Annotated in this window: 12 protein-coding genes; 7 read left to right on the forward strand and 5 right to left on the reverse strand. The window is 54.8% G+C overall.

The genetic code is table 11. The features are described 5' to 3' along the window. Window positions 1–104 precede the first annotated feature (104 nt). A complete protein-coding gene (locus ACKPCT_RS10615; protein ID WP_319569175.1) occupies window positions 105–1,112 on the forward strand; it encodes an NAD-dependent epimerase/dehydratase family protein in 1,008 nt (335 codons plus the stop codon). Window positions 1,113–1,158: 46 nt separating this feature from the next. On the opposite strand, the gene ACKPCT_RS10620 is transcribed toward ACKPCT_RS10615, so the two are convergent. Next, on the reverse strand, window positions 1,159–2,043 hold the full coding sequence (locus ACKPCT_RS10620; protein ID WP_090067641.1) for an NAD(P)-dependent oxidoreductase: 885 nt from the start codon (window positions 2,041–2,043) through the stop codon (window positions 1,159–1,161). A gap of 19 nt (window positions 2,044–2,062) precedes the next feature. Continuing rightward, window positions 2,063–2,545, reverse strand: a complete 483-nt coding sequence (locus ACKPCT_RS10625; RefSeq protein ID WP_319569176.1) for a carboxymuconolactone decarboxylase family protein — start codon at window positions 2,543–2,545, stop codon at window positions 2,063–2,065. Between the two features lie 66 nt (window positions 2,546–2,611). Between ACKPCT_RS10625 and ACKPCT_RS10630 the strand changes: the two genes are divergently transcribed. Further along, window positions 2,612–3,070 (forward strand): MarR family winged helix-turn-helix transcriptional regulator, encoded by a 459-nt coding sequence (locus ACKPCT_RS10630; RefSeq protein WP_090067637.1) that lies wholly within the window; start codon window positions 2,612–2,614, stop codon window positions 3,068–3,070. 195 nt (window positions 3,071–3,265) lie between these two features. Here the strand turns inward: ACKPCT_RS10630 and iolB are convergent, their stop codons facing one another. Together iolB and ACKPCT_RS10640 are read right to left on the reverse strand one after the other, a co-directional pair. After that, window positions 3,266–4,069, reverse strand: coding sequence for a 5-deoxy-glucuronate isomerase (iolB, locus tag ACKPCT_RS10635; protein ID WP_090067634.1), 804 nt, complete (start codon window positions 4,067–4,069; stop codon window positions 3,266–3,268). Window positions 4,070–4,079: 10 nt separating this feature from the next. Next, window positions 4,080–6,011 carry a bifunctional 5-dehydro-2-deoxygluconokinase/5-dehydro-2-deoxyphosphogluconate aldolase gene (locus ACKPCT_RS10640; protein ID WP_319569177.1) on the reverse strand — a complete coding sequence of 644 codons (1,932 nt, stop codon included), beginning with the start codon at window positions 6,009–6,011 and terminating at the stop codon, window positions 4,080–4,082. 233 nt (window positions 6,012–6,244) lie between these two features. On the opposite strand from ACKPCT_RS10640, the gene ACKPCT_RS10645 reads away from it, so the two are divergent. The 5 genes from ACKPCT_RS10645 to tkt all read left to right on the forward strand — a co-directional run bounded on the left by ACKPCT_RS10645 (window position 6,245) and on the right by tkt (window position 12,320). Continuing rightward, on the forward strand, window positions 6,245–7,084 hold the full coding sequence (locus ACKPCT_RS10645) for a MurR/RpiR family transcriptional regulator (RefSeq protein WP_319569178.1): 840 nt from the start codon (window positions 6,245–6,247) through the stop codon (window positions 7,082–7,084). Between the two features lie 128 nt (window positions 7,085–7,212). Continuing rightward, window positions 7,213–8,259 (forward strand): TRAP transporter substrate-binding protein, encoded by a 1,047-nt coding sequence (locus tag ACKPCT_RS10650; protein ID WP_175527842.1) that lies wholly within the window; start codon window positions 7,213–7,215, stop codon window positions 8,257–8,259. Between the two features lie 70 nt (window positions 8,260–8,329). Beyond that, entirely contained in the window at window positions 8,330–8,890 is a 561-nt protein-coding gene (locus ACKPCT_RS10655) for a TRAP transporter small permease (RefSeq protein ID WP_319569179.1), read from the forward strand. Then, the gene (locus ACKPCT_RS10660; RefSeq protein WP_090067623.1) at window positions 8,887–10,182 is read left to right on the forward strand and encodes a TRAP transporter large permease; all 1,296 of its coding nucleotides are present in this window, start codon (window positions 8,887–8,889) and stop codon (window positions 10,180–10,182) included. The genes ACKPCT_RS10655 and ACKPCT_RS10660 overlap by 4 nt, the downstream gene beginning before the upstream one ends. Before the next feature lie 134 nt (window positions 10,183–10,316). Beyond that, window positions 10,317–12,320 (forward strand): transketolase, encoded by a 2,004-nt coding sequence (gene tkt, locus ACKPCT_RS10665; protein WP_319569180.1) that lies wholly within the window; start codon window positions 10,317–10,319, stop codon window positions 12,318–12,320. Between the two features lie 137 nt (window positions 12,321–12,457). Here tkt and ACKPCT_RS10670 read toward each other — a convergent pair whose 3' ends face one another. Further along, entirely contained in the window at window positions 12,458–14,224 is a 1,767-nt protein-coding gene (locus tag ACKPCT_RS10670; protein WP_319569181.1) for an SLC13 family permease, read from the reverse strand. Between the last annotated feature and the right edge of the window lie 34 nt (window positions 14,225–14,258).

The raw sequence follows: 14,258 nt of genomic DNA on the forward strand, positions 1-14,258 counted from the left end.
CCGGTTGACGGTTGCCACCCTTACTATAGGCTATGCACAAACAGTCATTTGAGGCTTTAGTCATTGCAAACGTACAGACACAAGATCAAGGGAAGGAGAAGACCATGAACAATCCCAAAACGCTTTGCGTGGCAGGAGCGAGCGGCCTTGTCGGCTCAAACATCGTCAAGGCAGCTCTGGCCAAGGGCTATCGCGTCAATGGCACCATGCGCGACGCTGAAGACGAGAGCAAACGCCCTTATCTCATGGCGCTGCCGGGAGCCGCGGAGAGATTGACCCTTTTTTCTGCCGATACGGCGCAAAGCGACAGCTTTGACGCCGCCCTTGAAGGCGCGGATGCTGTTTTCATTGCCTGCTTCCCGCCAATCTACAAGGGTAAAGACGGCACGCCAGCCAAAGATCTGGACAGGCAAAGAGGCTATGATGAGATCGTAAAACCCGTCAAGGAAGGCTGCATGAATGTGCTTGAGGCAGCAGCGAGAAAAAATGTGAAGACGGTCATTCTCTGCTCTTCCACGTCGAGCACCAATCCGCCAGAGCCGGTTGCTGTCAAAACAGAGGAGAATGCCGTTTCCGACGCGGAGGTCCAGATGAACGCGGGCAAATTTACGGCGGCCGAGAAAATCGTCATGGAAACCGCCGCGAAGGACTTTTGCGATGCCCACGGGATGCGACTCAGCATCATCATTCCAACCATGATGCTTGGCCCCGTCATCCTGCCTCAACATCTGGAGGGGGATAGTCACCACCTCATTGTCGGCCTTAACAAAGGCGAGCAAGTCTTGCACAAGGAAACCCCGGCGGGCTCCATGTCCCTTAGCCATATCGAGGATGTTGCGGCGCTGTTTTTGGCCGCCTATGAGAAGCCGGATGCTTCTGGGCGCTATTTCGCGGTTTATGACAGTTGGCCATGGCGAGATCTCTATGCCGAATTTGCCAAACATGCACCAGCATCGGCCATGCCGCAGCCTTTGGAGGGGGAGCCCGAAGAGCCGACCCGCTTTGACTTTACGCGAAGGGATAGTCTGGGTGTGACAATGCGCGATATACCGACCACCATCGCCCAGATGTTCGACTGGCTGAAAACAGAACCATTCAGCACCCGCCATTAAGAAAAATACGGGGGTTTTGGCCAATGCCAAAGCCCCTTTTTGACCCTTATGATTGCGTCTGTCTCTTTATCGCTCCTAATACAGCGATCATATCATCTTCTTCCAGTTCCATGTGGTTCGTTTCTTGATATAGCTTCAAACAGATATCCATGAGGGGTGATGGGGCCTCGAATTCCTTGGCATTTTCAACGACGAGGCGGCAGTTCTTAAAGACATCGGCGATGCCTGCCTGGCGGGAGAAATCTCCGGTCAGCAGCTTGGCAAGCTTCACCTTGGAAACCTCGCTTGCCATGGGCCCCGCATTCAGAATGTCGGTGAATAGCGCCATATCAAGCTTGTTCTGTTCTGCCAGATTCCAAGCCTCGACCAGACCGGTGACCAGCGTTATCAAATAGCTGTTCACTGCGATCTTCATGTTGAGAGCCCGTGGCACCTCGCCACATTCAAAAATATCTTTGCAACATGGGGTCAGGAGCGCGCGAGCTGTTTTCAGGTCTTGGCTCATACCGGCCAGAAGGCCGACAAGTTGTCCCTGCTCGGCCGGTTTTCTGGAACCGGACACAGGAGCCTCGACATAGCGCCCGCCCGCATCGCAGACGTCTCTGGATAGCAATGCAGAATAATCGGCGGGCACTGTTCCCAAGGAAACAACGGTCTTGCCAGCAACCAAAGAGGCGAAATGGGCTGTGTTTCGCGACAAAACAGCATCGATTGCAGCTTCATCGGCGAGCATCAACAGCACAGTCTGACATTGGGCAAACATCTCTTGAACGTCATGGGCAACGCTGGCACCGGCATCGCTTAATGGACGGCTGCGCGCTAACGTCCGATTCCAAACCATGAGGGGCGTTCCGGCTTCAAGCAGCTTGAGCGCCATTGGCGTCCCCATGGTTCCGAGCCCGATAAATCCGATTTTCTCCATTTGCGGCATTGCCGGTCCCTCCCATGACCTATACGCGGGATAGTTTAGCAGCTGAAAAATGCAAGGCACCAGCAATCCGGTTCCAGGCATTGATATTTGCAATGGCAACCGTGAGCTGAACAAGTTCATCGTCGCGAAAGACCGCCCTGATTGCCGTCATCTCGGCCTCTGGCACCGGGGCAACTGGAGACTGTGTGACATGCTCGGCCCAGAATAGACCTGCGCGTTCGCGCTCATCATACACAGTAGAATCACGCCAGACCGCGAGAAGATCAAGCTTGTCCTCGCTTACCCCTATCTGCCGAGCCGCTCTCAAGTGAAGCTCTGTGCAGAAGCCACACCCATTCATCTGCGAAATGCGGATCTTGACAAGCTCCGTGAGGGATTTTTCCAGCCCTGATGCATCCACTGACTTGCTCATGGCAATCAGGGCATCGTGAGCCGCAGGCGCCTGTTTTTGAAAATCGGCATAGGAAAAGGCGAAATCTGTTGGGGCAGAAAGTGCATTCATCTTGTCACCTTTGATGTGGTTGGGTATTAATGTCAGAACTCTAACATTAATATCAGAGTTCTTATAATGATCAAGAGTCCAAATCAATCTCCCCTGCCCGAGGCAGGAGAAGGCAAGCGTGGCGATAATGGATATCTGGGCTATCTGCTCAGGCAGGCAGCAAACGCTTATCGATATCGCGTGGAAAGCGTCCTTGCTGATCTGCCGCTAACCCAACCGCAATTCTCTGCACTGGTGATGCTAGAAGCCTATCCGGAGCATTCCAGCGCAGATCTGGCGCGTCTGGCCTTCCTCACGCCGCAAACCATGAGCGTGATTGTAAGCAATCTATCGAAATCGGGGTTGATCACGCGCAGCCCCCATGCGGTTCATGGCAGAAAGCAGCATATTGAGCTCACTGCGCTTGGTCATGAAGTGCTTCGTGCTGCAAAGGATCGCATATATGCGCTCGAGAAGGATCTGCTTTCAGGCGTTTCTAATGAAGAAGAAGCAATCGTCAGACGTTGGCTGGTTGGCCTTCTATAAGAGCAAATCTGCAGGCCTTTCGTTTGGCGCTCGCAGAACCAAAGACAGCTCTGATGCCTGAGGTCGGGGTGAGGAGCCTGTAGAGGGGGCAATGCTTCCGCTTTCAGAATTCGTCTCTGCCCATACGTTCCCCCCACACATAAACAAGGCGCGACGTGCAAGCTGTCGCGCCTCTTGACTTGTATGCATGACCGCTCAAGCGTCGCGTTGTGCGATCCAGTCATGATCGGGATGATTCTGGAAACGCCATTTGCGCAGAGGCCCAGCCATTACATTGAGATAATAAAGGTCATACCCATAGGGAGCACCGCAGGGATGGTAGCCTTCCGGCACCAGCACCACTTCGCCATCATGCACAGTGAAGGTCTCATCAATGGATCCACTATCATTGTAAACGCGCTGATGCGCATAGCCTTTGGCCGGGTTCAGGCGATGATAATAGCTTTCTTCCAGATGCGTGATGGTTGGGAAATTGTCGCTATCATGGCGGTGCGGCGGATAGGAAGACCAGTGGCCAGAAGGCGTAACGCATTCGGTCACGAGCAGACTGTCGGCAACATCATAGTCTTCCATGGCAATCGGGAAGATATGACGGGTGTTCGCACCCTTGCCTTTTGTTACACGCTCGGGAGCTTTGAGAAGCTGTGCCTTGTGACCGCCCATACCCGGAGCCGAACAAACGGCGATCTTGCAATCGGTCACGGCAACCAGAGACCAGTCGCTGTCATTCGGGATATAGACGGATTGCGGTGAGATCGGGTCAAAAACACTATCCCGACTGCCGACTTTACCAAAGTCTTGCCCGGCTCCCGAAATTTCGGCATAACCTTCCAGCATGACAAGGATCACTTCGCGATCTCCCGTTGCTTCGGCCGCAGTTTCTCCCGGCTTCAAGTCATAGAGACCAAAGCCAACATAGGTCCAACCTGCTTTTTCAGGTGTAATATCATGAACCTTGCCGCTCTCTCCCTGCGGCTTGCGGTGCAAATTGTAAGACATTCCATTCCTCCTAACTAGCTATTTCCTTGCCCCCGAGGGCAGAAGAGCGAGCCTCATCCCAAAGGGTGCATAGGCATTGATAATTGTTCGTCAATTGGCTTACCGCCGTTGCGTCATCCACTTCACCGCCAAACCATTGAAGCGCCGTTGCGTTCATGATGGTGCGCCCGACGGCAAATCCCTTGACCAGCGGATGGGCTGCGGCAATTCTGAGTGCAGGCCCCAACGCTTCCATATCGGCGGCCAATCCCAAGACAACGATACCGCGGCAATGGGGATCATGGTCCTCGACCGCCCGACAGGCATTGCGCCAGACAGCGTCAGTCTTCATGGGTTCAAGCTTCCACCAATCCGGATAGATACCGATTTCATAAAGACGATTGATCAGCTTGGCTGCAGACTGATCGTCGACAGGCCCGACCGGTGAGGTAATCAGCTCGACCAGCAGATCCAGACGGTTGTTGCGCGCAGCGGCGGCCAGTTTCAGCAATGTGGCTTCCTGCTGATCGCGCAAGGCGACCTCATCATCTGGGTGACAGTAGCAGAGCACCTTGACGACATGGTTCTGGGGCCATTCCTTGAGACCTCCACAATCAGGCCCGAGCTCCTCTTCAAAGGCAAGGGGACAGGATGCCGGAAACTCGACCGGACGTCCGATCCAAAGGCCCTTGTCAGCTGCGGCATGTAGCGCATCCTGCCCGACCCGGTTGTCACACAGGATGCCATAGCCATCTCGCCCTTGGGAAACCTGCATGGTCGCCTCAAGGCAAAGCTTTTTGAAAGCGCCTATACGCTCCCGTGGCACATCAAGCTCATCGCACATGCGCTCAAGCTGGATACGATGATCAAAGGCAAAGATACGCACATCCGGCCATGCCTTGTGGCGATTGGTTGACCAGTGAACCTGCTCCAGCTCAGTATCCTTGCGCAAGGCGGGAGTCTTGACGCCACGCTGCAAGAAGAATTGCAGCTCTTCCCAGCTGGGATACGCTGGCGTGCAGCCATGGCGGCTGACAGCAAAAGCGCCACAAGCATTGGCATAGGTCAGGGCCGTAACCCAATCCTTGTCCTCAAGCCAGCCCTTCAACAGGCCGGACATGAAGCCATCTCCCGCGCCGAGCACATTAAACACCTCGATCGGGAAGCCCGGGCCGGACTCGCCATCATCGAGCGATTTGGGTATGGCTCCGGTGAAGGCCGTTGCGCCCATCGGACCGCGTTTGCACACGAGAGTGGCGCCGCTTACTTTGCGCACTGCCTTGAGGGCATCGAGCGTGACTGTCGTTCCGCCCGCAATATGGAATTCCTCTTCGGTGCCAACAATCAGGTCGAACAGAGACAGGGTTTCTTGCAATTGCTGCGTAACAGCTTCTGAAGCAATGAAGCGGTTTTCTCCGTCGCCATGGCCTGAAAGCCCCCACAGATTAGGGCGATAGTCGATATCAAGCGCTGTTTTGGCACCACTGTCTCTTGCCAGTCTCAGCGCCTTGAGCACTGCCGCCTTGGTGCGCGGATGGCTCAAATGGGTGCCGGTCACTGTGACACAGCGCGCCTCGGCGATGAAATCCGGGTCGATATCTTCTTCACACAAAGCCATGTCGGCACAATTCTCGCGATAAAAGATAAGGGGAAACTGCTCCTTATCCCTGATGCCGAGAATAGCCAGCGCCGTCAAACGCTCCGGATCGGTTTTCACGCCGCGCGTATCGACGCCCAGAGACTGCAACTCCTCCCGAATGAAGCGCCCCATATGCTCGTCACCCACCCGAGTAATGACCGCAGACCGAACGCCTAGCTTGGCCGTACCTGCAGCCATATTGGTAGGGCTCCCCCCGATATATTTCTCGAAGGACCGCATGTCTTCCAGTCTGCCGCCGACCTGACTTCCGTACAGATCCACCGAGCTGCGTCCAATTGTTATTAGATCAAGTGTCTTTTGCATCGCTCACCTATTGTGTCCTCCCGTTGTGGACGAGTTGACCTGAGCCTAGCAATGAAATATAAATTCTAAAAGAGAATTTTTAGAAATTTTTGTTCTATAAACAGAATGTATCAAACTTTGAACAAGGTGTGTCAAATAGAATGAAATTTCTATTCCAAAAATGAAACATCTTCTATAGTGTCGAACGATTCCAAGAAAGCAAGTCTATTCACTCAAGATGAAAGCAAGATGCGATGACCGACTCCTCCAGCCCAACTTCCGTCGCAGAGTTTGAGAAAAAGATCGCGGCAATCAAGGGTGGTTTGCCCAAACGCTTGCAGGATTGTGCGAGCTTTGTCTTGCGCAAAGGCGATGCCATGGCTTTTCTGACCGTAGCCCAAGCCTCTCAGGAATCCGGCATCGCTCCTTCGGCCTTCATTCGCTTTGCTCAGGCTCTGGGCATGCAGGGATATTCTGATTTGCAGCAATTGTTCCGGCGTCAGGCAACCCAGCAGCGCCCGCCCTATCGCTACAGGATCAACACTTTACGCCAGCGCGGGGAGACGGAAACAGACCTTCTCTTTGTCGATTTCTGCGATTCATCCATCGCATCCATTGAGCGTCTCATGAGCAAAATGGACCCACAATCCATTGAAATAGCTACAGAAATAATTTGTTCAATGCCAGAAATGCATGTCATCGGGCAAAAGCGAGCATTCCCCGTGGCCAGTTATTTGGCTTATGTTCTAGGGCAGTTTGACCACCGTGTCATTCTTCACAGTGATGTTGGCGGCATAAAGATCCCAGGTCGGTTTCGCCCTAACGAAGTCCTGCTGCTTATCTCATTCGAGCCTTACACGCCTGAAGTCGTGCAAGTGGCTGAAAAGGCCAAAGGCGATGGAGCAAAGATTGTCGCAATCACGGACACGCCGCTCAGTCCCTTGTCCGGGCTTGCCGATGTCAGCCTTGAAGTGGTTGAAGAAGATGTCGGTGGTTTCCGCACATATTCGGCAACATTCTGTCTGGCTGCGGCGCTTTCGGTCTCCGTGGGAACACGGCTGAATCCGGCATCCGTTGTGAAAGAGAACATATGACTTTAGTTTAAGATCAAAGATTTCATATTGCCCCCTGATAGAATATATGTTCCATTTTCTATCGTATTGGAATGCATCCCCTTGATGCAATCGTGCCCGACGGGAGGGTTGGGCACAGGGAGGTTTACATGAAATTCAAGGCTCTTGTTACATGCACTGCCATGGCACTCGCCATGAGTGCCAATGCTGCTTTCGCAGCTGACTATGTCATGAAGATTGCCAGCGGCACACCGGCCGATCCTATGGCTCTGCCGGCATCTGCATCGCTGGCGATTTTCGAACAGAAGGTCGAACTCTATACAGACGGAAAAGTGGATGTTCAGGTCTTCCCCGACGGGCAGCTGGGCGATCAGCTCTCCGGCCTGCAGCAGGTGAAATCCGGTGAATTGCAGGGCAGCGAGTTGGCTATGGGCGTGATGTCCAACCTGTTCCCGAAGATCACCTTTACCGACCTGCCCTATGTCATGCCTGACATGGCCGTCGCGCAAAAGCTCTATACCCGCGATAACCCTGTAATGAAAAAGATACTGAAAGAGCTGGAAGAGAAAACCGGTGTTGGCATCTTGTTCTTCAGCCCGCAGGCCTATCGCCAGATTTCGACGGCTAACAAGCCAATTCACACTGTAGCAGATCTCAAGGGCGTCAAACTGCGCACCATGCAGGTTCGCCCTCACATCGAAATGTTCAACGCAGCTGGCGCACAGGCAACACCCGTGCCTTGGCTTGAAGTCTACACGTCCCTGCAGACCGGTGTTGTTGATGGGCAGGAAAACCCGCTGGCAACCATCCGTGCCATGAACTTCCACGAAGTGCAGAAATATATCACTCTGGACAAGCATGTTCATCTGGTTGGCGCCGTTACCTTCAATGTCGAATGGTTTAACAGCCTGCCCAAGGATATTCAGGTTGCCATCATGAAAGCTGGCAATGAAGCTCAGGCGGGCGCCGAAGCCCTTGCTCCGCTCAAGGACATCATCGATGGCAAATGGCTTCAGGATCATGGCGTTGAAATCTACCAGCCGACAGCTGCCGAAATCGAAGAATTCAAAAAAGCATTCCAGCCAGCGGCTTTTGCCTGGTTTGAAAAGAATGTCGATGGCGGCGCAGAAGTTCTGAAGATGGTTCAGGACGAAATCACACGCATTCAGGATAGCTATCAGGATCTGGTTTACTGATCCGCTAACCCGTGGCGGGGAGCAACAAGGCGCTTCCCGCCTGCTTTTTCCTATGGTCCGAGGACTGGAAATGCAAAACCCCACAACGCCCACAAACAAGATCGAGAAGACGTTAGATGCCGTCAATATGGTTCTGAATGCTTTTCTCGCCCTATTGGTTTTTGGTATTTTCTTCGTACTGCTGCTGCAGGTGTGCATGCGCTATTTTCTCGCCATGCCACTCTATTGGGCCGAAGAAGCTGCCAAATATCTGATGATTTATGTGACCAGCGTCGGAGCGGCGACGGCCTACAGGCACTATGCCCACCCTCGTCTGATGATTGTCATCGCCATGATCCCGCGCAAAACGGCCATATGGTACGATTTTTTTCTGCGCCTGCCCGTGGCGATCTTCTTTGTCTATCTGATCTATATCGGCTGGGGCTACGCCCTTGCCAATGAATGGATGATGACCCCGGGTCTTCAGATATCCTTCTTCTGGCCGTTTCTGGCCATTCCCTTCGGTGCCTGCTTCGTTCTTCTCTACCTGATCCTGGATTCGATCAATATCCTCTTCTTTCACAGGAGCTGGATTCTCGAACCGGAGTTTCTCGTCAGTGATGATGATCCCATTTCGGAGACACAAAAATGACCTTCGCCTTTTCCCTCATGTTGGTGGTTTTTGGCCTGCTCGCCATTCTGGGCGTGCCTCTGAGTTTTACAACCGGAATCGCCTCGCTGGTCTATTTCATGGTTTCCGAGCAGTCCATGCGGACGGTCATTCATCAGTTTTTCACCTCGATTGACAGTTTCGTACTGCTGGCAGTGCCGCTGTTTGTCATGGCAGGGCATGTCATGTCGGCCTGCCGCATCACCGATAACATCGTGTCTTTGGCGAACCTGCTTGTCGGGCGCATGCGCGGTGGGCTGGCGCAGGTGAATGTGGTCGCCTCCATGCTGTTTGGCGGCTGCTCGGGCTCGGCTTTGGCAGACGTGGCCGGTCTGGGCTCGGTGCTCATTCCCGCCATGAAGAAAAATGGCTACTCAGAGGGCTTCTCTGCTGCGGTTACCGTGGCCTCCTCCGTACAGGGCCCCATCATTCCTCCTTCCATCCCCATGGTGATTTTTGCCTCAGTGGCACAGGTTTCCACCGGGGCTTTACTGGTTGGTGGGGCCCTACCCGGCGTCTTGCTGGGTCTGGCACAGATGCTGGTTGTCTGGCTCATCGCCAGCCGCCGGGGCTATCGCTCTTCGCATGGCAAGTATATGCTCGAGGAAGTCATCAAGATCTGCAAATCCTCGATCCCGGCCCTCCTGATGCCTGTCATTCTGATGGGGGGCATTCTGTCCGGCATCTTTACGCCTACAGAAGCAGCCTCTGTTGCTGTGGGCTATGCGTTGCTTCTTGGTTTCTTCCTTTACCGCAATGTCGGCCCGAAAGAACTGCTGGTCATTGGCGCCAAGGTGGCCCGGGATTCAGCGGCGATCTTCTTCCTCATCGGCACTGCGGGCATTTTCGGCTGGATTCTGGCCGTTGCCCATCTGCCGCAGATCGCCGCCGACTGGATTCGCATGAATGCAGTTGACCCGCTGATGGTTCTGCTGGTCATCAACGTCTTCCTGCTCATGTGGGGCATGTTCATGGACGCCGCTCCAGCCATTCTCATTCTCGGCCCGATCCTGACGCCCATAGCAACCGCAGTCGGCATCAATCCGATCCACTTCGGTGTCATCATGGTCTTCAATCTGATGATCGGTCTGATGACCCCCCCCTATGGCTTATGTCTGTTCGCAGGCGCGGCCATTACATCCAACGAGACCCGAATAGGGGCAATATCCCGCGAGATCCTGCCCTTCCTGTTCATCTCCATCGGCGTTCTGGCCCTGATCAGTCTCTTCCCTGATCTGGTGCTGTATCTGCCGCGTCTCGCTGGCCTTATGTAGGTCAATTCCCCAAGCACGCCGTCTCTGATCCTCGCAGTCCAGAGGCGGCCCCAACCTGAGTTTCTCCAGCATGTCTGCAACTCCCTCAAGTGCAGACAGGCTCCAACTCGGCCTTCTTTATCATGGAGTAAGACATGACTACCCTCATCACCCCCATTGAGCCGACCGACAAGCGTCTGCATGACATGGCCAGCGCCCTGCGCTTTCTGACCGTCGACGCCGTGGAAGTTGCCCAGTCAGGCCACCCCGGCATGCCAATGGGAATGGCAGATGTAGCCGCCGTTCTGTTCGACCGCATCCTGAAATATGATGCAGCCGACCCGGAATGGCCCGATCGTGACCGCTTTGTACTTTCAGCTGGGCATGGGTCCATGCTCATGTATGCCCTTTTGTGGCTCACCGGTTCGCCAGACATTACCCTTGATGACATCAAGGATTTCCGCAAACTCGGCGCCAAAACCGCAGGGCATCCCGAATATGAGCAGCTGCGCGGCATCGAGGTCACCACAGGTCCACTTGGACAAGGCGTAGCCAACGCGGTTGGCATGGCTCTTGCCGAACGCACGCTTAACGCCGACTATGGCGATACGATCGTTGATCACTATACCTACGTCATGGCTGGCGATGGCTGCCTGATGGAGGGTATCGCACAGGAGGCTATCACCTTTGCCGCCCATATGGGTCTAGGCAAGCTGGTCATGCTGTTTGACGACAACAAGGTGACCATCGATGGCCAGACCACGCACGCAACATCGGAAGACCAGATCGCCCGCTTCACGGCAGCTGGCTGGCATGTGCAGTCAATCGATGGCCATGACACGGACGCCATCGAGCAGGCCATTCTGGACGCCAAGTCAGACCCGCGCCCATCCATGATCGCCTGTCGCACGGTCATCGGTCGCGGCTCTATTGCCAAACAGGGTAAACCTGCCGCCCACTTCGGTGCCATCGGAGCAGAAGACCGCAAGGCCATGCAAAAACTGCTGACATGGCCCTATGCCGCATTCGAAATCCCGCAGACCGTGCTTGATGACTGGCGGACTGCTGGCGCGCGTGGCAAGCAAGATCATCAGTCTTGGCAGGGTCGCCTTGATGCTGCACCAAAGAGCGCTCGCTCCGAATTCAAGCGGCGCATGTCCGGAGACCTGCCTGCGGAGGCCCTCGCCAAACTGGCAGACCTGCGCAAGAATGCTCTTGAAGAAAAGCCCATTGCAACCCGTATGGCTTCTGGCAAAGTGCTCAACGCCCTGTTCGACATGATGCCTGAACTGGTTGGCGGTTCGGCCGATCTGGCAGGGTCCACTCTTACCTGGGCTGAGAAGGCCCGCCCGATCGCTGCTGGCGACTGGGGCGGTCGGTATGTTCCCTTTGGCATCCGCGAACACGCCATGGCGGCGATGATGAATGGTATGGCGGTGCATGGCGGCCTCATTCCCTTTGGCGGCACCTTCCTTTGCTTCATCGATTATGCCCGTCCCGCCGTGCGCCTTTCTGCCATGATGGAACAGCGGGTCATCTATGTCATGACCCATGATTGCATCACGGTTGGTGAAGATGGCCCGACCCATCAGCCAGTAGAACATCTGCCCGGATTGCGCGCGATGCCCAATCTTAATGTGTTCCGCCCCGGTGACATGGTCGAGGCCATGGAATGCTGGGAACTGGCTCTTAAGGCACAACACACCCCTTCGGTTATGTGCCTGTCGCGCAACCCGCTGCCTATCGTTCGCACCAGTGCCGACGAAAATCTTTCCGCTCGCGGCGGCTATGTGCTCAAGGAGGCTTCGGCAGAGCGCAAGGCAACCCTATATGCCACAGGCTCAGAACTCCACATGGCAGTCGAAGCCCAAAAGCAGCTCGAAGCAAAAGGCATCCCTACAGCTGTGGTTTCCCTGCCCAACTGGGCGCAGTTTGAAAAGCAGGATCAGGCCTATAAGCAATCTGTCCTTGGTTCTGAAGAGAGCGTGCAATTGGCTATCGAAGCGGCCTCAACCATCGGCTGGGAACGCTTCGTTGGGCGCAATGGCATCATCATGGGCATGACCAGCTTCGGCGCCTCCGGCCCAGCCGATGACGTCATCGCTCATTTCGGCTTTACAGCCGATGCCGTCGTCAAGGCGGTTGAGGGCGCCCTGTAAGGCATGAGTTAGCCCCCTTGTAGGCGGGTTGGCTCCACAAAGTTGAGACCGGCAAGGCATGTATTAGAAAATGCTTTGCCGGTCTTTTCTATTTGCTCAAGGACAGGCCATTTTAGCGACTGGGCTCGCCTATTGCATCAACTCCAGACGGCGAGACAGACAGCAGAGCCAACGCCAATCGTTGTCAGCGTTACAGGCCATCCGACGAGAAAAAATTCCCTGAAACGATAAGGGCCAAGCGCATAGGCCAGCAGATTGTTGTGATGTCCGAAGGGCGTCAAGAAATCACAAGAGGCCCCAATTGCGACCGCCATCAGCAAAAGCGCCGGCGGCAGGTCTGCTGAATGGGCAAGCTCAATGGCTATGGGCACAAGCACCACCGCCGTGGTCGCATTGTTGACAAAGGGCGTGATACAGACCGCCAGCGCCAGCATGATGACTGTGATCAGCGCAGCATTGGCCACCGGCAGACACGCGATAATGGTCTTGGCAATGGTTTCTGCCGCGCCAGTCGTCGCGACGGCCTCGCCCAAGGGCAGCATGGCCATCAGAAGCAAAATGATAGGCCAATTCAACCGCTTGAGCGCTTCCCGCATATCGAGCATACCGCCGATCAGATAGCAGACCAGCACCATACCATATGCGATTTCAGGCGGCACATCGGCGAAGGCGGCAGCCAACAGCCCACAAAGGAAGATGACCGATGTCCAAAGGGTGTGTTTTCTTGCGGAAAAGAGCCCCCCGCTGGAGACAACCGAGACGAGACCAGTATTGGTGATCGCGTCTTGCACAGCCTCTGCCTGCCCTTCAAGATGCAGAATATCACCCACCGACAGTCTGAATTCATCTAACGAGCCCTCGACCCGTGGAGACTGGGTCGCAACCCCGATGACGCGGATCGCCTGCTCCGAAAATTCACCAATATTGGCAATAGCCGACCCTTGCAGAATGCTGAAAGGCATGATTGCCGCCTGCGCTTGCACCTGATCGGCCCCTCCTGTTGTGGAGCGAGACAACGATGAACGCGCTGGTGTCAAGCTTCCTGTAGCAAAGGCCTCTTTCAGCAAACCCTCGTCCGCTTCAACGAACAGACGGTCATCTGGTTTGAGCCCCGTTTCGGCCCGAAGGGGAAAGAGCCTGCGCTCTTGTCGCAAGACGCTGTCTATCTGCCCCCCGATCATGGCGTCGACGGTTTCTACCGTCCAGCTCTCTTTACCGGCGATAGGGCAAAAGACTTCCGTTACCATGCGGTGTCCAATTGGCTCCTCGCCCTCGTCTTCTTGCCTATCGCTTTTAAGAATGCGCGGGGCCCACCAGACAAGCAGACCCAGCCCCACTATGGTGATAGCCACCCCAGTTGGCAGAAAGTCAAGAAAGCGAAATGTCCCGGTCTGATCGGTCTGGCTATTTAACAGAGCCTCGCTGACAACCAGATTGGGCGGCGTGCCGACAACCGAGCACATGCCCCCCATCAGGGTGGCAAAAGACAAGGGCATCATCAGGAGCCGTTGGGGAATATGATGGCGTTGGCTCAGCACAAAGACCATGGGCAACATCAGCGAAAAAGCGCCAATATTGTTCATGACCGTTGAAAGCAGGGCGCCCACCCCGCACAGCACCAGCATGATGGTATGCGGTCGCTTCAACCTCTCGCTCAGGAATGCCGCCACACCGTCCAGCAAGTGGCTGGTCTTTAGCACTTCCACGATGAGCAGGATTTCCAGCACCGTTATAACGGCAGGATTGGCCAGACCGGAAAAAGCCCGATCAAAGGGCACCAGATGCAGCACTATTCCAATCGCCAAACCGACCAAAGCGACAATTTCAACCCTGAACCAGTCACGCGCGAAAACCACGAGCATCGAGACAAGGAGCCCAAGGATAAGGATCTGATCTATCGTCACCAGCTTGCTACTTTCACAAGTGATTTGCCCGATG

This window comes from Cohaesibacter marisflavi (assembly GCF_963665895.2).
GTDB lineage: Bacteria > Pseudomonadota > Alphaproteobacteria > Rhizobiales > Cohaesibacteraceae > Cohaesibacter > Cohaesibacter marisflavi.

What these genes read in the sequence shown, in the direction of transcription:
- ACKPCT_RS10615 (WP_319569175.1), top strand. Translation starts at nt 105, where the DNA reads ATGAACAATCCCAAAACGCTTTGCGTGGCAGGAGCGAGCGGCCTTGTC.
- ACKPCT_RS10655 (WP_319569179.1), top strand. Translation starts at nt 8,330, where the DNA reads ATGCAAAACCCCACAACGCCCACAAACAAGATCGAGAAGACGTTAGAT.
- ACKPCT_RS10620 (WP_090067641.1), bottom strand. Translation starts at nt 2,043, where the DNA reads ATGCCGCAAATGGAGAAAATCGGATTTATCGGGCTCGGAACCATGGGG.
- iolB (WP_090067634.1), bottom strand. Translation starts at nt 4,069, where the DNA reads ATGTCTTACAATTTGCACCGCAAGCCGCAGGGAGAGAGCGGCAAGGTT.
- ACKPCT_RS10625 (WP_319569176.1), bottom strand. Translation starts at nt 2,545, where the DNA reads ATGAATGCACTTTCTGCCCCAACAGATTTCGCCTTTTCCTATGCCGAT.
- ACKPCT_RS10650 (WP_175527842.1), top strand. Translation starts at nt 7,213, where the DNA reads ATGAAATTCAAGGCTCTTGTTACATGCACTGCCATGGCACTCGCCATG.
- ACKPCT_RS10640 (WP_319569177.1), bottom strand. Translation starts at nt 6,011, where the DNA reads ATGCAAAAGACACTTGATCTAATAACAATTGGACGCAGCTCGGTGGAT.
- ACKPCT_RS10660 (WP_090067623.1), top strand. Translation starts at nt 8,887, where the DNA reads ATGACCTTCGCCTTTTCCCTCATGTTGGTGGTTTTTGGCCTGCTCGCC.
- ACKPCT_RS10630 (WP_090067637.1), top strand. Translation starts at nt 2,612, where the DNA reads ATGATCAAGAGTCCAAATCAATCTCCCCTGCCCGAGGCAGGAGAAGGC.
- tkt (WP_319569180.1), top strand. Translation starts at nt 10,317, where the DNA reads ATGACTACCCTCATCACCCCCATTGAGCCGACCGACAAGCGTCTGCAT.
- ACKPCT_RS10645 (WP_319569178.1), top strand. Translation starts at nt 6,245, where the DNA reads ATGACCGACTCCTCCAGCCCAACTTCCGTCGCAGAGTTTGAGAAAAAG.